At 72.3% G+C, this 17,341-nt stretch carries 20 protein-coding genes; 9 read left to right on the top strand and 11 right to left on the bottom strand.

The genetic code is table 11. From position 1 onward, the window contains the following. Nucleotides 1-164, bottom strand: a 164-nt coding sequence (locus AC529_RS21325; protein WP_157080170.1) for a helix-turn-helix domain-containing protein, incomplete at its 3' end; no start/stop codon positions are given. A 140-nt stretch (nucleotides 165-304) separates the two neighbouring features. On the opposite strand from AC529_RS21325, the gene AC529_RS08650 reads away from it, so the two are divergent. The 3 genes from AC529_RS08650 (at nucleotide 305) to AC529_RS08640 (ending at nucleotide 5,156) form a co-directional block, all read left to right on the top strand. Beyond that, complete coding sequence (locus AC529_RS08650; RefSeq protein WP_068755392.1) at nucleotides 305-1,459, top strand: acyl-CoA dehydrogenase family protein; 1,155 nt, start codon at nucleotides 305-307, stop codon at nucleotides 1,457-1,459. 882 nt (nucleotides 1,460-2,341) lie between these two features. Continuing rightward, entirely contained in the window at nucleotides 2,342-3,844 is a 1,503-nt protein-coding gene (locus tag AC529_RS08645) for a catalase (RefSeq protein ID WP_068755389.1), read from the top strand. Between the two features lie 502 nt (nucleotides 3,845-4,346). Further along, nucleotides 4,347-5,156 (top strand): SDR family NAD(P)-dependent oxidoreductase, encoded by an 810-nt coding sequence (locus AC529_RS08640; protein ID WP_068755947.1) that lies wholly within the window; start codon nucleotides 4,347-4,349, stop codon nucleotides 5,154-5,156. 90 nt (nucleotides 5,157-5,246) lie between these two features. On the opposite strand, the gene AC529_RS08635 is transcribed toward AC529_RS08640, so the two are convergent. The 4 genes from AC529_RS08635 to AC529_RS08620 all read right to left on the bottom strand — a co-directional run bounded on the left by AC529_RS08635 (nucleotide 5,247) and on the right by AC529_RS08620 (nucleotide 8,518). Continuing rightward, complete coding sequence (locus AC529_RS08635) at nucleotides 5,247-6,590, bottom strand: pentapeptide repeat-containing protein (protein ID WP_198156353.1); 1,344 nt, start codon at nucleotides 6,588-6,590, stop codon at nucleotides 5,247-5,249. A gap of 61 nt (nucleotides 6,591-6,651) precedes the next feature. Then, nucleotides 6,652-7,104 (bottom strand): DUF421 domain-containing protein, encoded by a 453-nt coding sequence (locus AC529_RS08630; protein ID WP_068755384.1) that lies wholly within the window; start codon nucleotides 7,102-7,104, stop codon nucleotides 6,652-6,654. Between the two features lie 19 nt (nucleotides 7,105-7,123). Further along, nucleotides 7,124-7,627, bottom strand: a complete 504-nt coding sequence (locus AC529_RS08625; RefSeq protein ID WP_068755945.1) for a hypothetical protein — start codon at nucleotides 7,625-7,627, stop codon at nucleotides 7,124-7,126. A gap of 123 nt (nucleotides 7,628-7,750) precedes the next feature. Next, the gene (locus tag AC529_RS08620; RefSeq protein ID WP_068755382.1) at nucleotides 7,751-8,518 is read right to left on the bottom strand and encodes an SDR family oxidoreductase; all 768 of its coding nucleotides are present in this window, start codon (nucleotides 8,516-8,518) and stop codon (nucleotides 7,751-7,753) included. A 210-nt stretch (nucleotides 8,519-8,728) separates the two neighbouring features. Between AC529_RS08620 and AC529_RS08615 the strand changes: the two genes are divergently transcribed. Continuing rightward, nucleotides 8,729-9,133, top strand: coding sequence for a hypothetical protein (locus tag AC529_RS08615; RefSeq protein WP_068755381.1), 405 nt, complete (start codon nucleotides 8,729-8,731; stop codon nucleotides 9,131-9,133). A 32-nt stretch (nucleotides 9,134-9,165) separates the two neighbouring features. Here AC529_RS08615 and AC529_RS08610 read toward each other — a convergent pair whose 3' ends face one another. Beyond that, nucleotides 9,166-9,999: an alpha/beta fold hydrolase gene (locus AC529_RS08610; RefSeq protein ID WP_068755379.1), complete on the bottom strand. Its 834-nt coding sequence runs from the start codon at nucleotides 9,997-9,999 to the stop codon at nucleotides 9,166-9,168. A 287-nt stretch (nucleotides 10,000-10,286) separates the two neighbouring features. On the opposite strand from AC529_RS08610, the gene AC529_RS08605 reads away from it, so the two are divergent. Then, on the top strand, nucleotides 10,287-11,045 hold the full coding sequence (locus AC529_RS08605) for an aminoglycoside adenylyltransferase family protein (RefSeq protein WP_068755943.1): 759 nt from the start codon (nucleotides 10,287-10,289) through the stop codon (nucleotides 11,043-11,045). Nucleotides 11,046-11,159: 114 nt separating this feature from the next. Further along, complete coding sequence (locus tag AC529_RS08600) at nucleotides 11,160-11,939, top strand: SDR family NAD(P)-dependent oxidoreductase (protein ID WP_068755378.1); 780 nt, start codon at nucleotides 11,160-11,162, stop codon at nucleotides 11,937-11,939. Nucleotides 11,940-11,996: 57 nt separating this feature from the next. On the opposite strand, the gene AC529_RS08595 is transcribed toward AC529_RS08600, so the two are convergent. The 4 genes from AC529_RS08595 to AC529_RS20860 form a co-directional block, all read right to left on the bottom strand. Then, on the bottom strand, nucleotides 11,997-12,722 hold the full coding sequence (locus AC529_RS08595) for a DUF6882 domain-containing protein (protein WP_068755376.1): 726 nt from the start codon (nucleotides 12,720-12,722) through the stop codon (nucleotides 11,997-11,999). A 256-nt stretch (nucleotides 12,723-12,978) separates the two neighbouring features. Beyond that, nucleotides 12,979-13,212: a hypothetical protein gene (locus tag AC529_RS08590; RefSeq protein ID WP_068755374.1), complete on the bottom strand. Its 234-nt coding sequence runs from the start codon at nucleotides 13,210-13,212 to the stop codon at nucleotides 12,979-12,981. A gap of 147 nt (nucleotides 13,213-13,359) precedes the next feature. Further along, complete coding sequence (locus AC529_RS08585) at nucleotides 13,360-13,635, bottom strand: hypothetical protein (protein WP_068755372.1); 276 nt, start codon at nucleotides 13,633-13,635, stop codon at nucleotides 13,360-13,362. Then, complete coding sequence (locus AC529_RS20860; RefSeq protein WP_068755370.1) at nucleotides 13,604-14,053, bottom strand: ATP-binding protein; 450 nt, start codon at nucleotides 14,051-14,053, stop codon at nucleotides 13,604-13,606. The genes AC529_RS08585 and AC529_RS20860 overlap by 32 nt, the downstream gene beginning before the upstream one ends. Before the next feature lie 377 nt (nucleotides 14,054-14,430). Here AC529_RS20860 and AC529_RS08575 point away from each other — a divergent pair, with 377 nt between their 5' ends. From AC529_RS08575 to AC529_RS08565, 3 genes are all read left to right on the top strand, one after another. After that, nucleotides 14,431-15,243: a helix-turn-helix domain-containing protein gene (locus AC529_RS08575; protein ID WP_083948045.1), complete on the top strand. Its 813-nt coding sequence runs from the start codon at nucleotides 14,431-14,433 to the stop codon at nucleotides 15,241-15,243. After that, a complete protein-coding gene (locus AC529_RS08570; protein WP_068755366.1) occupies nucleotides 15,240-15,428 on the top strand; it encodes a DUF397 domain-containing protein in 189 nt (62 codons plus the stop codon). The genes AC529_RS08575 and AC529_RS08570 overlap by 4 nt, the downstream gene beginning before the upstream one ends. A gap of 105 nt (nucleotides 15,429-15,533) precedes the next feature. Next, nucleotides 15,534-16,334: a hypothetical protein gene (locus tag AC529_RS08565; RefSeq protein WP_068755364.1), complete on the top strand. Its 801-nt coding sequence runs from the start codon at nucleotides 15,534-15,536 to the stop codon at nucleotides 16,332-16,334. Between the two features lie 54 nt (nucleotides 16,335-16,388). Here AC529_RS08565 and AC529_RS08560 read toward each other — a convergent pair. Further along, nucleotides 16,389-17,341 (bottom strand): tetratricopeptide repeat protein (locus tag AC529_RS08560; RefSeq protein ID WP_157080168.1); only part of this gene is annotated, 953 nt, incomplete at its 5' end.

Below are 17,341 nucleotides of genomic sequence, written 5' to 3'. Positions count from 1 at the left end.
GCGAAGAGCAGGTCGTCCTTGGAGCCGAAGCGCCGGAACAGGGTGCTGCGGCTCACCCCGGCGGCCACCGCGACGTCGTCCATGGTGGTCGCCTCGAAGCCCTTCTCGTCGAACAGCCGCAGCGCCGCGGCCACGACCCCGCGTCCCCCCGCGCGCTCGGTCATCGGCTCTCCTCCCCTCCGCCCTGCCCTGCGACGCCGACCATTCTCCCCTTACCGGGACACTCCCCAGAAAATGAGACTAAGTTCCTTCTACTGAGACGTAGTGTCATACTGGTGGCGATCGCGACGCAAGGGAGGCCCCCATGAGTGAGTTCGACCTCTACCGGCCCACCGAGGAGCACGAGGCGCTCCGCGAGGCCGTCCGCTCCATTGCCGAGGACAAGATCGCCCCGTACGCCGCCGACGTCGACGAGAAGGCCCGCTTCCCCCAGGAGGCGTACGAGGCGCTGCGCGCCAGCGACCTCCACGCCCCGCACGTCGCCGAGGAGTACGGAGGCGCGGGCGCCGACGCGCTGGCCACCTGCATCGTCATCGAGGAGGTGGCCCGGGTGTGCGCTTCCACCTCGCTGATCCCCGCGGTCAACAAGCTCGGCTCGATGCCGCTGATCCTCGCCGGGTCGGAGGAGCTGAAGCGGCGCTACCTGCCCGAACTGGCCTCGGGCGAGGCGATGTTCTCCTACGGTCTCTCCGAGCGCGAGGCGGGCTCCGACACCGCGAGCATGCGCACCCGCGCGGTGCGCGACGGCGACGACTGGGTGCTCAACGGCCAGAAGTCCTGGATCACCAACGCCGGGGTCTCCAAGTACTACACGGTCATGGCCGTCACCGACCCCGACGGGCCGCGCGGCCGCAACATCAGCGCCTTCGTCGTGCACATCGACGACCCCGGCTTCTCCTTCGGCGAGCCCGAGCGCAAGCTCGGCATCAAGGGCTCCCCCACCCGCGAGCTGATCTTCGACAACGTCCGCATCCCCGGCGACCGCCTGGTCGGCAAGGTCGGCGAGGGCCTGCGCACCGCGCTGCGCACCCTCGACCACACCCGCGTCACCATCGGCGCCCAGGCCGTGGGCATCGCCCAGGGCGCCCTCGACTACGCGCTGGGCTACGTCAAGGAGCGCAAGCAGTTCGGCAAGGCCATCGCCGACTTCCAGGGCATCCAGTTCATGCTCGCCGACATGGCGATGAAGCTGGAGGCGGCCCGCCAGATGGTCTACGTCGCCGCCGCCAAGTCCGAGCGCGGCGACGACGACCTGTCCTTCTACGGCGCCGCCGCCAAGTGCCTGGCCTCCGACGTGGCCATGGAGATCACCACCGACGCGGTGCAACTGCTCGGCGGCTACGGCTACACCCGCGACTACCCGGTGGAGCGCATGATGCGCGACGCCAAGATCACCCAGATCTACGAGGGCACCAACCAGATCCAGCGCCTGGTGATGGCCCGCCAGTTGCTGAAGTAGCCCCGGTCGGGAACGCCCGGGTTCCCGACCGGAACCCCCGGGAGCCCTCCGCGGGCCGTGCCGCGGAGGGCTCCCGGCCACGCGGCGGCCCGAGGGCAGTGAAGCCCCAGACCATTCCGTGTGTTCCCCGCACACGCGGACAGTCCGGCGTCGAGCCCGGCCGGCGGCCCCACCCAGCCCCTGCCCCTGCACCCGCGGGGGTGGTTCCGTGTCGCAGCAACGGTTTCTGTCTGTTTCGGCCGGGAGGCCCGGCCGAAACAGACCGGACAGTTCAACACCCGCCCCAACCAGCGTTCATCACCCATCCCCACCGGCCAAGCTCCCGCAGCCGGTGCAGCACCGAGGCGGGCCGAGCCCGCCGGCCGCCGTGGGCCGCCATCCCCCGGCGCCGCTTCCCAGGCCGGTCGGCGCAGCCCTCCGCGGGACCTCCCGCCCCCGGCTTGACGGTGGGGCCTGACGGTGGTCGGAGAGGTTCGGGCGGCGGCATGCCCGTGGAGCCGGGTCATGCGGAGCAGCGCCGCGTCGGCCGACTGGCAGGTCTGCGTCCTCGTCTCGCTCCGGCGTCCTTCCGCCCTCTTTCCGTCACCCGGAGCCACGAAGCCGTCACGCAACCCCACAGATACGACCAATGTGTCCGACACCACACTCCAAAAAGACTTGATTCCCTAGTTTTTTGGAATGGGTCCAGAAAAGATCAGTGTTGCACGAGGAAGCCCCCTCGCCCGGGAGCCGTGCTGGACCGGCTTTCACGCACGACCGTGCCGTTCCGGCCACGTGCGCCGAGGCGAGGGGCACGCGGACGCTGCCGCACCGTCCGATCGCTGCGGACCGGCGCCGTCCCGTCCTCACGACAGCCATGTCCATCCGACCTAGGAGACCGACTTGACCGAGACCAATGGGGCGCTGCCCACTCCGAGCAACGGTGCTGGTTCGACGCTCGACTCCGGTGCCCCCGCGGCGAGCGACCGCAACTCCCTGAGCATCGGCAGCAACGGGCCGCTGCTGCTCCACGACGTCCGGCTCGTCGAGACCCTCGCGCACTTCAACCGCGAGCGGGTCCCCGAACGCAACCCGCACGCCAAGGGCGCCGGGGCCTTCGGTGTCTTCGAGACCACCGAGGACGTCTCCCGCTACACCAAGGCCGCCCTGTTCCAGAAGGGCGCGCGCACCGAGATGCTCGCCCGCTTCTCGACCGTGGCCGGCGAGCAGGGCTCTCCCGACACCTGGCGGGACGTGCGCGGCTTCGCGCTGAAGTTCTACACGTCCGAGGGCAACTACGACATCGTCGGCAACAACACGCCCATCTTCTTCCTCCGCGACCCGATGAAGTTCCCGCACTTCATCCGCTCGCAGAAGCGCATGCCGGGCACGGGCCTGCGCGACAACAACATGCAGTGGGACTTCTGGACCCTCAACCCCGAGAGCGCCCACCAGGTCACCTACCTCATGGGCGACCGCGGCCTGCCGAAGACGTGGCGCCACATGAACGGCTACGGCTCGCACACCTACATGTGGATCAACGCCCAGGGTGAGAAGTTCTGGGTGAAGTACCACTTCAAGACCGACCAGGGCGTGCAGACCATGACCGACGAGGAGGCCGAGCGCCTCGCGGGCAGCGACGCCGACTTCCACCGCCGCGACCTGGTGGAGGCCATCGAGCGCGGGGAGTACCCGAGCTGGACGCTGTACGTGCAGGTCATGCCGTACGAGGACGCCAAGACCTACCGGTTCAACCCGTTCGACCTGACCAAGGTGTGGCCGCACAGCGACTACCCGCTCATCAAGGTCGGGAAGATGACGCTGAACCGCAACCCGGAGAACTTCTTCGCCGAGATCGAGCAGGCCGCGTTCGCGCCGTCGAACCTGGTGCCGGGCATCGGCGTCTCGCCGGACAAGATGCTGCTGGGCCGGGTCTTCGCCTACGCCGACGCCCAGCGCGCCCGTATCGGCACCAACTACCTCCAGCTTCCGGTGAACAAGCCGAAGGTGAAGGTCAACTCCTACACCTTCGACGGGCACATGACCTACGAGCACTCCGGCTCCGCCCCGGTCTACGCCCCCAACTCCTACGGACGTCCCTGGTCCGACGAGACCGGCCCGGCCGAGGACGGCTGGGAGGCCGACGGCGAGATGGTGCGCAGCGCCTACTCCCTGCACGCCGAGGACGACGACTTCTCGCAGGCCGGGACGCTGGTGCGCGAGGTGTTCGACGACGCCCAGCGGGAGCGGCTGGTGCAGACGGTCGCCAACCACCTGGCCGGAGGGGTCGTCGAGCCGGTGCTGTCGCGCGCCTTCCAGTACTGGCGCAACGTCGACGGCGCCGTCGGCGAGCGCATCGAGAAGGCGTACTACGAGATCAAGGCCAACGGCGCCTCCTCCCGGTGACGCCGACGGTCGTGTGACCAACGCCGACCGCTGACCACCACCCGGTGGCGCGGGTCTACCTGCCCGCGCCACCGGCTTCCTCCCTGTCCCGCGGTGTCGGACGCGGGGACAGGCGTCGGGGCCGGTGCAGGCGTGCCTGCACCGGCCCCGACGTGTGCGCGGCCGCCCCGCACGCGGTGCGGCCGACGGCGTTCCGCGCCGGATCGCCCTTCCTGCGGGGGTTCCGGTGGCGGCGGCCCCGTGTCCGAGACCACCCCGGCGGCTGTCCGATTCGCGTCGCCGGTTCCGCTGGGCACGGTTAGTATTCCGGTTCGTCCCCCGCCGCAAAGGAGCCGAACGTGGATCCCACCGCAACGCGGGCCGAGAACCCCCCTGCTTTTGGCCCCGCCGTTCCCCGAAGTGTCCGGGGCGCGGCCCCGACGCCGACCGGCAGCCCCGTCCGGCGCTCTCCGGACGCGGTGCCCGGAGCCACCCCCGTCCGCCCCCGGAGGCTGCCGTGAGCATGCGGGTTCTGGTCACCGGAGGCGCTTCCGGGCTGGGGCGGGCCATCGTCGAGCACTACGCCGCGGCCGGTTGCCGGGTGCTGGTCGCCGACATCGCCGCGCCCGCGGCACTGCCCTCCGGAGAGCTGGTCTACCAGCGGTTGGACGTGCGCTCCGAGCCCGACTGGGCCATGGTGCGCGAGTGGTGCCGTGTCCACTGGGGCGGCCTGGACCTCCTCGTCAACAACGCCGGGGTGGCCGCGGCCGGGCGGATGGAGCTGCTCGACGAGGCCGACTGGGACTGGATCCTGGGCGTCAACCTGCGCGGCGTGGTGCTCGGCTGCCGCACCTTCGTGCCCGTGTTCAAGGAGCAGCGCAGCGGCCACATCGTCAACGTCGCGTCGCTCGCTGGGCTGATGAACCTGCCGGGCATGGCCTCCTACAACGTGTCCAAGGCGGCGGTGATCTCCCTGTCGGAGACGCTGCGCCATGAGCTGGCCCCCTGGGGCGTGCACACCACGGTGGTGTGCCCCGGCTTCGTGCCCACCAACCTGGGCGAGAGCCTGCGCTCCCCCGACCCGGTGCTGGCCGAGAAGGCCCTCGACCTGATCCGCAACGGCAGGGTCACCCCCCAGGAGGTCGCCGCGCAGGTCGCCAAGGCCGTGGCCAAGCGCCGCTTCCTGGTCAACACGCACCCCGAGGGGCGTGCCGCGCTCCGGTTCAAGCGCTGGTGGCCGTCCCTGGTGGAGCGGCGGATCGTCAAGTCGTGGCGGCGTACCACGAGCGAGCTGGAGGCGCAGGACACGCGGTCGGGGCGCTCCCGCGTGTAGGAGCAGCACGGTCCCAGGGCCGACTGTCCCGCGCGGAGGACTCCCCCGGCCGCTGTGCTGCCCGGCCCCGCCCCGGCCTTCCGGGCCGGGTCAGTGCTCGGCCGCGGACATCCATTCGAGCGGCAGGCGCACCACGTCGGGTGCGGCTGCCGCGGCCTCTCGCAGGCCCTTCGGGGGCGTGCCCGACGCAGGCGCCCCGCTGCCGAAGCAGAGCCGTCCGGCGGTGACCCTCGCCCCGGTGAAGTCCGCCACGCCCTCGGAGAACCTCGCCCCGCCGAGGTCCACCCGGCTCCCGGAGAACTCTGCCTGCCCGAAGGAGACCTCTCCGGCGGAGAACACCGCGCGGGTGAAGTCCACTGTGCCGCCGGAGAAGACCGCACCGCGGAAGGAGACCCGGCTCCCCGCGAACACCGCGCCGCTGAAGGACACCGTTCCCGCGGCGAAGTGCGCGCCGCTGAAGTCCACCCGGCCCCCGGTGAAGCGGGCGCCGGACAGGTCACCGCCGTCGAAGACGGCGCCGGTGAAGTCGAAGTGGTGGCCGCGCCAGGCCGTGGCCTCCCGCAACCGGTCGCCGATGACGCGGAGGACGGTGTGGCGCACCTCCCGGAGAGCGGCGAACTCCCGGCTTCTCCTGCGGTGCTCCTCGCGCCGCTCCCTGCTCGCCCCTCCGGGCAGCGGGCCGGGTTCGGGGTCGTAGGGCATGCGCAGGTAGGCGCAGAGCACGTCGACGCACATCTGCCGCAACGCCCGGGTGGGGGCGTCGTCGGCCAGGTGGGCCAGGGCGTGCACCCCGGCCAGGCAGACGGCGGGCCGCTCGTCGCCGAGCTGGGCGGAGGCGGCGGTGAAGCGCTCGGTGAACAGCCTGGTGTCCTCACGCGCGACGTCGGCCTCGGTGAGGCGCTGGCGCCGGTAGGAGATGACCAGGGCGGCCACCGCGCCCAGGCCGGCGACCACGGCGAAGGCGCGGGTGGCGATCGCGTCCAGGTCGGCCGGGGACAGCCGCTCGGGCGCGTCCAGGCCGGGGGAGCCCAGCAGCAGCCAGGCCACCGCGGCCGTCCCGGCCACTGCTGCGGCGGCCGCACCCCAGGCGCCGAGGACCAGCCAGCCCAGCCACACCGGCCCCTTCCGGCCTCGCCAGGTCTTCCACGCTCCGACCGCCACCGCGGCCAGCCCCGCGCCCCAGAGCAGCCGCTCCACCGGCAGGGAGTCCGGCAGCAGCCCGGCCGCGAACGGCACCAGCGGCCAGGCCACGGCACTGAGCGCCGCCACCGCCGCTGCGAAGAGCAGCAGCGCGGCCCGCTCCCGGGCGGACGCCGCCCTCCGGTTCATCCCGGCGGCGGCGCGCACCGCTCTGGCTCCGGCAGACACCCGTCGGGACACCGTCGCCGCGGCCGCGGACGGCCGCTTCCCCATGGAAAGAGACGGTCTGCTCATGGCCGTCACGGTAGGGCGTTGGCGGCATCATCGGGACAGGAGTGACCGATAGCGGCCGCTGTCAGTCGGAGCGGCTCCTGGGCAGGATGCTGATGGTGCCCGACTCCTCCAGGATGGCGTAGTCGATCTGCGCCATGTCGGAGATGCCCTGGCTGCTGCGGGCGGCCGCCAGGATCTCGCTCTCGGTGACGTGGTTCCGGGCCATCGGCTCGGCCAGCACCTTTCCCCCGGCGACCAGCACCACCGGCCTGCCCTGCGTCGCCCTGGCGAACCAGCCGAACCGCCACCGCAGGAAGTCGGCGGTGCGCTCCACCGCCACCAGGGTGACGATCACCAGCGTGGCGCCGGTGAGGGAGAAGTCCTCACCGAGCAGCGCCTGCTGCGTGGCCTCGGACACCACCAGCAGCAACAGCAGGTCGAAGGTGGTGAGCTGGGCCATGCTGCGTTTTCCGGCGAGCCGGAAGACCACCAGCAGGACGGCGTAGACCGCGAGGGTGCGCAGTACCGGGTCCACGGTCTCCTCCTCCGCCGGGTCAGGGGTAGACGAACTGCCAGAACCGCACCGGCTGCGCCCCTTCGGCGCCGACCTCCGCACGGTGCAGCCCGGTCTGCTCGGCCTGGAGGTCGAAGGCGACCGTCAGCGGCTGCTCGGCCCGGTCCGCCGCGAACTCGTAGACCAGCGCGTCGCCGCCGCCGACCACCCGCAGCGGCTGCGGGGTGACGTTCTGCACCGCGACCGTCTCCAGGAACTCCTGGGAGACTCCCAGCCGGATCCGCCCCTCCCTGGCCGCCTGGGGGGCGATGCTCACCTCCAGGGTGGTGGGGCTGTACCCGCGCACGAACCGGTCGTAGGACAGGTGCACCACCCCGTCGGGGCTTCCCGCACCGGCCCAGCTCAGCGGCCCGCCGCCGAACAGTCCCGCCAGGGCCAGGAGGAGCAGCAGCGCGGCCAGCGCCCACGCGGTCCGCTCCAGCCGCCACTCGCGCCGCCGGCGGACCGGGTCGTCGCCGACGTCCACCCTGTTCCCGCCGCCCATCGACACACCCCCTTCGGCCGCCCGGCGACCGGCTGACGCGCGGACGTGTCTGCCGTACTTGCCGGAAAAGCAGGCGGCAAACCGCGCGCCGGGCCGCGGCCGACCGGCGCCCGGCCGGGGAGGCTAGGGTGTCCCCACCCGTTCGGCGAGGAACTCCTCCCAGGTGCGCCCGCCCGTGACCACCCCTTCCCGGGAGAGGTTGGCGCCCTCCCGGTAGGCGCGGCCGATCCTGCCGGGGACCGGCACCGGCAGCAGCAGCCGGCGCATGCCCCGCACCCGCAGGTAGCCGCGGACCAGGTCGGCCACCGGGTACACCTTCGGCCCGGCCAGGTCGGGCACCCGGCCGGCGGGGCCGCCGAGGGCCAGCGCCACCAGGCGGGCCGCCACCTCGTCCGCGTCGACCGGCTGCATCCGCAGTCCCCGGGGGACCGGCACCACCGGCATCGCGGCCAGGCTGCGCACCCCGGCCAGGACCAGGTCATGGAACTGGGCGGCGCGCAGCACCGTCCACGGCACCCCGGATCCGGCCACGGCCTGCTCCGCGCGGTACTTGGCCCGGTAGAACCCGAGCGGGACCCGGTCCACCCCGATGATCGAGATGAACACCAGGTGCCGCACCCCGGCCCGGGCTGCGGCGCGCACCAGGACGCGGGCCGCCTCGTCGTCGCCCCTGGGGGCGCCCGCCAGGTGCAGGACGGTGTCGGCTCCCTCCACCGCGGCGTCGACGCCCGTGTCCCGGCGCAGGTCCCCGACCACGTGGTCGACGCCGTCCCCGGAGTCGTGGGGGCGGCGGCTGAGCACCCGCACCCGGCGGCCCGCCCGCCGCAGCAGCGGCACGACGTGTCGCCCGAGCGTGCCGGTGCCTCCGGTGACGAGAACGGGCGGGGTCATGGTGGTGCTCCCATCGTCGGCTTCCGGGTCCGCTTCCCCGGCCGTCGGCCGTGATGCGGCCGCGGGTCCGCCGTCGGCGCGGGCCGGCTGTCGGTGCCCTCCCCTACCCTCCGTGCCGTGGGGACGGTCGGGGACCGGAACGCCCCGTCCCCGGGACCCCGCCGCCGCGGCACTGCCCGCACCGGCTCGGACGACGTGAAGGGAACCCCCGTGAGCTGGGACGTGCTCGTGATACCGCTGCCCGAGGACGCCGCCTCGACGGACGACCTCCCCGACGACTACACGCCGCCTCCGGTCGGCCCGCTCGAGGAGGTGCTCGCCCGGCTGCGCCGGGCCGTGCCGGACGTCGACCTGGCGGACCCGACCTGGGGCCTGCTGGCCGGTCCGAGCTGGTCGATGGAGCTCGGCATCGGCTCCGAGGACCCCGTGCGCTCGGTCATGCTGCACGTCCACGGCTCCGGCGACGACGTCGTGGCCGTGGCGCTGCGCATCGCCGGGGCGCTGGGGTGCCGGGCCCTGGACTGCTCCTCGGGGGCGTTCCTCACCGGTGCGGAGGACACCGGGGGCTGGCACCGCTTCCAGGCCTACCGGGACCGGGTGCTCGGCCAGGGGTGAGCCCGCGCCCGCCGGGGCGCGGGCTCACCGGGTCAGCGGCGCAGGAAGTCGAGCAGGGCGCTGTTGACCTCTTCGGCGTGGGTCCAGTTGATGGCGTGCGGGCCGTCCTTGACGATCACGTACTCCAGGTCCCGGATCAGGCCGGGCAGCCGGTTGGCGGTGGCCTCGATCGGCAGGATGCGGTCGGCGTCGCCGTGCATCGCCAGCACGGGCACGTCGATGCGGGGCAGGTCGGCGCGGAAGTCGGTGAGCCAGGTCCCCACGCAGGCGTAGGTGGCGTAGGCCGAGGACGAGGCGGCCACGGTGAAGCTGTTCTGCCACGCCTCCCGGCTGATCCGGACCCCGTCGAAGACGTCGACGTTGTAGAAGTCGTCGAAGAAGTTCTTGTAGTGGACGAAGCGGTCGGCGAGGATCGCCTGCTGGATGCCCTTGAACACGCTGGCGTCCACGCCCTCGGGGTTGTCGGGGGTCCTGAGCAGGAACGGCGGAAGCACTCCGAGCAGCACCGCCTTGCTGACCCGCGCCGACCCGTAGCGGCTCAGGTAGCGGACCACCTCTCCGGTGCCCATGGAGAAGCCGCCCAGGACGACGTCGGTCAGGTCGAGGTGTTCGATGAGGGTGTTCAGGTCGGCGGCGAAGGTGTCGTAGTCGTAGCCGACGGTGGTGTGGCTGGACCGGCCGAAGCCGCGCCGGTCGTAGGTGATGACCCGGTATCCCGCCTCCAGCAGCGCCCGCTCCTGCTTCTCCCAGGAGTGCCCGTTGAGCGGGTAGCCGTGGATGAGCACGACGGGCTGCCCGCTGCCGTGGTCCTCGTAGTAGATCCCGATGGGCGAGGAATTCTCCGTGCCGACGGTGACGAAAGACATGACTGCTCGCCTTCTGCTGTGGTGGACGTCCGGACTCTTCGGGTCTCCCCGACGGGCAGCTACCAGGAGGGGCCCCGGTGTCACCTGGCGATCCCGGAAAATTGACGAGGATCACGGCAGTCTTGGCCGCGGCACTACCCGGCTTTTCCGCGACCTCCGCCACCCGGAAGCGCCGTACCGCTGTCCGGCAGCCACCGGCCCGTTCCCAGGCCTTTTCCGGTGTCGTCACGGAACCGCTGCCACCGACCGTCCCGGGGCCGGAGACAGCGGTGGTCTACGATGGGGCCGTGGACCAGGTCGAAACGATCGTGGCACTCGTCGGCGACACGCTCGGCCCCGAGGCCGTCGGCGTCTACCTGCACGGCTCCTCGGTGCTCGGCGGCCTGCGCCCGGCCAGCGACCTCGACCTGCTCGTCGTCTCCCGGCGCGGCATGGACGACCGGGAGCGGCGGAGACTCCTGGACGGGCTGCTCGCGGCCTCCGGTTTCGAGGGCGGGCTGCGGCCGGTGGAGCTCACCGTCGTCGTCCACTCCGAGGTCCGCCCGTGGCGCTTCCCGCCCACCGGCGACTTCCAGTACGGCGAGTGGCTGCGCGACGCGTTCAAGGCCGGTGCCCTGCCCCGGCCGCGGCCGATGCCGGACCTGGCGCTGCTGCTCACGATGGTGTTGGCGGGCGACCGTCCGCTCGCCGGTCCCCCGCCCGCGCGGCTCCTCGACCCCGTCCCGCACGCCGACCTGGTGCGGGCGAGCGTCGCGGGCCTCCCGGAACTCCTCGCCGACCTGGACGGCGACACCCGCAACACGGTGCTGACCCTCGCCCGCGTCTGGACGACGCTCGCCACCGGCGAGATCCGGTCCAAGGACGCCGCCGCGGACTGGGCGCTGGCCCGCCTCCCCCCGGAGCACCGCCCCGTGCTGGAGCACGCCAGGGACCTGTACCTGCACCGCCGCTACTCCGAGGAGCGGTGGAGCGGCGAACTGCGGGCGCGGGTGCGTCCGCACGTGGCACGGGTGCTCGCCGAGATCGACCGGCTCACGCCCCGCTGAGGCCCGCGTGCGGGAACCGGGGCGCACCGGAGCGGTGACAGCGCGCCGTCGCCCCGGTGCCGCACGCCGGACAATCCCGTTGTCCGTCCGTCCCGCTTCTGGGAGGCTGGCGCCATGATCGACACGGGACTCGCAGCCAAGACAGTGCTGGTCACCGGTGCCGGCCGGGGCATCGGCGCAGCCATCGCCCGCGCGTTCGCCGCACAGCGGGCGCGGGTGGCCGTGCACTACCTGCCCTCGGCACCACCCGCCCCCGACGGGGTGCGCTGGGAGCACGAGGTCCCGCCGCTGCGGGAGGTGGAGGCTCTGGTGGACGAACTGGACGGGGCGGTGGCGGTCGCGGCGGACCTGTCCGCCCCGGACGCCGCCACGCGGCTGTTCGACCAGGTCGAGGCGCGTCTGGGGCCGGTCGACGTGTTGGTGAACAACGCCGCGCACTGCGAGACGCCCGACACCGTGGACACGCTCACCGCCGAGGGTCTGGGCCGCCACTACCGGGTCAACGCGATCGCGCCCGCCCTGCTCACCGCCGAACTCGCCCGCCGCGCCCCCGACACCGACCCGCCGTGCGTGGTCAACATCTCCACTGACGCCGCCCGCGCCTTCCCCGGCCAGATCGGCTACGGCACCTCCAAGGCCGCCCTGGAGGCGTTCACCCGGGCCGCGGCACTGGACCTGGCGCCCCGGGGAATCCGGGTCAACGCCGTGGCTCCCGGACCGGTGCAGACCGGCTGGATGGACGCGGACCTGGTCGAGCAGGTCCGTCCACTCATTCCGCTGCGCCGTGTCGGGGAGCCCGCGGACATCGCCGACGCCGTGGTCTTCCTCGCCTCCCGCCAGGCCCGCTGGATCACCGGGCAGGTGCTGCAGGTCGCCGGAGGCCACGCCCTGTGACCCGGCCCGGGGTGTCGAGCGCCGCCTCGACGGGGACCGCACCCGCCGGGGCGGCGCTCAGCGGGCGTGCGGGCCGGGCTGCGCGGTGAGGCTGGTCCGCGCCACCAGACCCCTGTCGTCGAACTCGACGCCCAGCTCGAAGCCGGGGCCGGTGAGGACCAGCCCGCCGTCCGGGGTCGTCTGCTGTCCCAGGCCCCGCCGGGCGGCGTAGCCGGCCAGGGCACGTCGGTGGTCCGACAGCGGGAGTTCGGCGACGGCCTGCTGGATCACCCGCATGGTCCGCGCCGGTTCGGGGGCGGGCAGTGTGAACTCGGGGTGCTCGATGAGGCAGGCCACGCGGGTTCCCCCGCCCACCTCCCCGGTGTAGGAGGTCCACCGGCCGCCCAGGACCTTGGCGGCCTCGGTCAGCAGGAACGCGACCTGCGCCGGGTGCTGCGGGTTCCCGGGCAGTGCGGCGAAGGGAACCTCGGCGTTGGCCAGTTCGGGGATGCCGAGCCGCTCACCGTGCGCGCGGACCTCGGCGGAGAGCCGCGTCAGCTCCTCGGGGAAGCCGCTGGGGTTCGCCCAGGCCCACATCCACGACCCCGGCCCGGGGGCGGCGCTGCCCAGGAGGTGGAAGCGTTCACAGGTCAGCGTCCGCTCCCCGACGAAGTCGAACCGGGGGGCTTGCAGGTCGACGTGCCAGTTGTGCTCGCCGAGGACGTCGACGAGGTGGAGCTGGTGCTCCAGGGAGAACAGGGCGGCGTCGTCCAGCAGGTCGGTCAGTGCGGTGATCTTCGGCATGCCGGGATGCTAGGGGACGGCGACGACACCCGCCGCCCGCCGCGGTGTTCCCCGGTCCCCCTCCGGTCCGGCCCGCCACGGCTGTGGCAAAAAGCCGCCGCTGCGCTCTTGATGCTGGTCACCACACCGAACACCGTCCAGGGGACGGCGGGGCCGAACGGCCCTCGCGGAGGCCGCCCCGTCCCGCGAGGTGACCGGTTCCGGCCACGGTCCGACCGGTCCGGCCCCACCCCGCCGCGTGTCCCGGTGCGCGGCGTCACGGACCGTCGCCCTCCGGAGGACTCGGGGGATGCTCCGGGGTCTCCAGCAGGTGCGGGGTGGCGTACACCCAGCGGCCCGCGACCTCCTGGTAGAGGCCGGAGACGCCGGACCGGGTGAGCAGCAGGAAGCGTTCGGTGCCGTGGTCCTGGACCAGGTTGTCCAGGTGGCTTCGGAGGACGGCGAGGCCGTCGAGCGGCCCGGCGTACAGGGTCACGAGGTCGTCGTCCACGAGGGGTCGCCTTCCGGGGTCGTGCGGGTGTGCGGGGGTTCGGGGAAGGGGCGGACCGGGGCCGGGGAAGGAACTGCCCCGGCCCGCCCGCAGCAGACCGGTCGCCCGCGCCCCCTGAGCCGTACGGGCGACCGGCGGCCGGTGCGGCTACGGGCGCGGCCGGGTCCGGTCGCGCCGGGGCAGTCCCGGTTTCGGCCGGGCGCGCAGGAGTCCGGCCGGTTCGGCGACGGTGGCGGTGCAGGCCAGCACGGTCAGGCCGGTGTACCGGAACCGCGGTGTGGGCACGGCGGTGGCCTCGGGCGCCCCGGCGGCATCGTGGAACTGGCAGATCTCGCAGTGCGGGAACTCCCGGCGGGCCGCGCGCAGCTCGTCGGGGGCAGGGGCCGGTCCCTCACCGGGCCGCCGCCCGGCCGTCCTCGGCACAGGGGTGGCCGTCCCAGTGCACGACGGAGTAGACGCCCTCCTGCCAGGGGGCCAGGCGGCCCCACCGGCTGGCCAACCGGTCCACCAGGAACAGGCCGCGCCCGTGCTCGCGGGACGGGTCGTCGGGTTCGACGACGTGCGGGACCGAGTTCCAGCGGCGCGGGGCCAGGGTGCGCACCTCCGTCCACACGCCGCGCTCAGTCACGTTCACCCGCACCGTGAAAGACTCCCCCGGGTCGCCGGAGTGGGTGTGCCGGATGGCGTTGGTGGCGAGCTCGGACACGATCAGCTCGACCCGGCCGACCGCGTCCGAGGACGCGGTGGCCTGCGGGCACGACCGGATCGCCTCGACCACGAACCGGCGTGCGGCGGCCACACTCGCGGGAAGACCGGGAAAGGACGCGGAGACGACGGTCACCGGGCCACCGCCTTCCCGGGGTGGAGGACACGGGGGACACGGGGGCGGTTTCGGGGTGCGCCACAAACAGTAACCTTGGGTTTCAAGTCCTCGACCTGCTTCCTCAGGTAGGGGGCCAGGCCCCGTCCGGTGCGCTATCACCAGGTCGGGGCCGTTGTCTTTATGGAAGGCGAGCACCCAGGACTTCTGTGTAGAGATCTGTGTTGACAGCGGAGTGAAAGAACGGATCACACGGAGCCACTGCAACCCGAGGAACTCACCCATCCACCGTCAGCACGGTCCCATCAGTGAAGTTATACCGCCAGACGTTTCACTACTTTGAGTTTCTCTGTCTGAATGTGTGGCCTACTGAGTAGGTCTTGTGTAACCATGAGTAGATGGCGGAAAAACATCACCCAGTGTGGTCCAGATTCGGCAGCGAAGTACGACGTCTGCGCCAGCAAGCTGGCCTTTCGCAGGACCAATTGGCTCGCTCAAGCAACTTGTCCCCGTCGTTCATCAGCTCCATCGAACGTGGGACACGCACCCCAAAACGGGATCATGCGGAAACCTTCGACGCGGTTCTTAACACATCAGGTTCATTGACCCGACTGTGGGTCCAACTCAACAACCAGGACAGCTACCCGGACTGGTTCAAGCGAGGCGTCCTACTTGAAAAACAGGCCAGGGAGATCCGGGAGTACCAGTCACTCCTCATGCCTGGCCTGGCACAGACACTGAACTACGCTCAAACTGTGCTGCGGCTGGGACGTCCTTGGGACACTCCCAACGAGATCGCTCGTCTGGCGGAGGCCCGCGTCAAACGCCAAGAGATCTTGAAACAAGATGATCACCCCATGCTCTGGGCAGTCATCGACGAGTCCGCTTTACGGCGGCCTATCTGCACTCCCGAAGTCATGGACGAACAGTTACAGCACCTACTCGACCTGGGCGAAGCGCACAAACTTCGCTTACAGATCATTCCCACCGAATCCCGCAACCACCCCGGCCTCTCCGGCTCGTTCCGACTCATGACCTTCCGGGAGCATCCACCCGTGGTGTACGCGGAACATACGTTGGGGGAGGAACTCGTCGATGACGCCGAGCTGGTGAGCCAGTGCAACACCTTGTTCGGAGCCCTCCAGGGAGAAGCCCTGTCCACTTCTGCCACTATCGACCTGATCCACCAGATACGAGGAGACCTCAAGTGAGCGACACCCTGAACTGGCACAAGTCCAGCTACAGCGGCGGCAACGCTAACGCCTGTGTGGAAGTGGCCGAGACTCCCGAGGCCGTCCTGATCCGCGACACCAAGCACCGCGACCTCGGACACCTCGACTTCTCCCCCACCGAATGGGCCACCTTCCTCGCCAACCTCAAACACGACCACCTGTAACCCCGACACCCGATCCCCCCTTGGCACGGGGGCCATGATCGGCATCGAGCATGGCACCCGTGCCAGGGCCGGCAGGAATGTGCCGCTGCCCCACGGAGAAACCCCATGCCATCCCCCGCCCGCTCCGCCGTTCCGCTCGCCCTGTCCCTGTCCGCGCTGCTGGCGCTCACCGGCTGCGCGTCCCTGTTCGGCCCCGGCCTGGAGGAGCTGCTGCTGCCCCGCAACGCCTTCTCCGGCTACACGGTGCACAGCGTCGACGCCGACGAGGTCCGGCAGGGGCCGTCCTCGCCGTCGTTCACGGAGATCGAACCGCGGGAGTGCGCCGACACCCTCGCCGAGGCGCGGCCCGACCTGCTGCCGGAGGGGGTCGAGGCGGTCGCGGCGCAGCAGGCCACCCCGAACCGGCGCGGCACCCCGGAGACCGTGTACCACTACACGCTGGCCACCGGCGACCTGTCGGGCACCCCCACCCCCGAGTCGGTGAAGCGGCTGCTGACCGACTGCTTCACCTTCACTGGACGCATCGAGGACGAACCGGTGACGGGGGCCTTCCAGAGCCTGCCCAGCGACGCTCTGCCCGAGGGCGGCGACGGCGTCCTCGTGACGTCCACGCCCGCGGGCGGCGGCCCGTCGGTGGAGGTGCGGATGGCCTGGGGCCGGGTGTCAGAGGTCCACTTCCTGCTGGTGGCGGTCACCCTCGGCGCGGACTCCTCCCCGCTGTCCCCGGAGGACCTCACCGCCGAGTGCCTCATGGAGGACCCCGCTGCCACCCCGCACATCGACGAGCTCATGGAGTGCACGGACCGCATGCGGGACCAGGCGGTCGAGGACGCGGCCGCCGAGCGCGCCGACCGCTTCGACGCGCTCCTGGCCAAGGCCGTGGACCGGTTGGCGGAGCGGGCCTGAGGCCCCGCGCGGCACGCGGCCCCGACTCCGGGCACCCGAGCACCGGGGCCGGTCTCAGCCCAGCTGGTCGAGGTGGCGGATGGCGCGGGTGCTGCCGGACTGGGCGGCGCGCCGCCACCAGTACTGGGCGCCGCCCACGTCGCCGCGGCCCTGCAGCAGACTGCCGAGGTTGGCCATCGCGTCGATGTCGCCCGCCTCGGCGGCCCGCCGGTACCACTGCTCCGCGCCGAAGGTGTCGCGGCGGTTCTCCAGCAGCACCCCCAGGTTGACCATCGCGTCGATGTTGCCGGACTCGGCGGCGCGCCGGTACCACTGCTCCGCGCCGAGGATGTCGCCGCGCTGCTCCAGCAGGTTGCCGAGCAGGGCCATGGCGCGGATGTTGCCGCCCTCGGCGGCGCGCCGCCACCAGGTCTCGGCCTCGGCCGCGTCGCCCCTGCCGTAGAGCAGGTTGCCGAGGGTGTGCATGGAGGCGACGTGGCCCGCCTCTGCCGCGCGGCGGTGCCAGGTCTCGGCCTCGGCCGTCTCCCCGCGGTCCTTGAGCAGGTCGCCGAGGTTGACCATGGCGTCGGGGTCGCCGGCTTCGGCGGCGCGCCGGTACCACTGCTCCGCGCCGAGGATGTCGCCGCGCTCCCGGGAGAGGAGGGCGAGGTTGAACATGGAGTCGATGTGGCCCGCCTCGGCCGCGCGGCGGTACCAGGACTCGGCTCCGGCGACATCGCCCTGCTCGCGGTGGCGCAGGCCGAGCGTGAACATGGTCTGCGGGTCGCCCGCGGGCGGTGGGGAGCCGTAGGAGGGGGGCGGCGCGGGCGGGTACGGGCCGGGGGCCGCGTACCCGGTGGGGTGGGGCGGCGGCGCCTGCGGCGGATAGGGGCCCGGGGCGGGATAGCCGGTGGGGTGGGGCGGCGGACCCTGCGGCGGATACGGCCCGGGCGCGGCGTACCCGGTGGCGTGGGCCGGCGGGGGTCCGGACGGGTACTGGCCGGTGGCATACGGCGGCGGGGCCGGGG

It is taken from the genome of Thermobifida cellulosilytica TB100, from assembly GCF_001517975.1.
Lineage (GTDB): Bacteria > Actinomycetota > Actinomycetes > Streptosporangiales > Streptosporangiaceae > Thermobifida > Thermobifida cellulosilytica.
The sequence above is the reverse complement of the archived record's forward strand: the minus strand, read 5'-3'. Positions and strand labels throughout refer to the sequence as shown.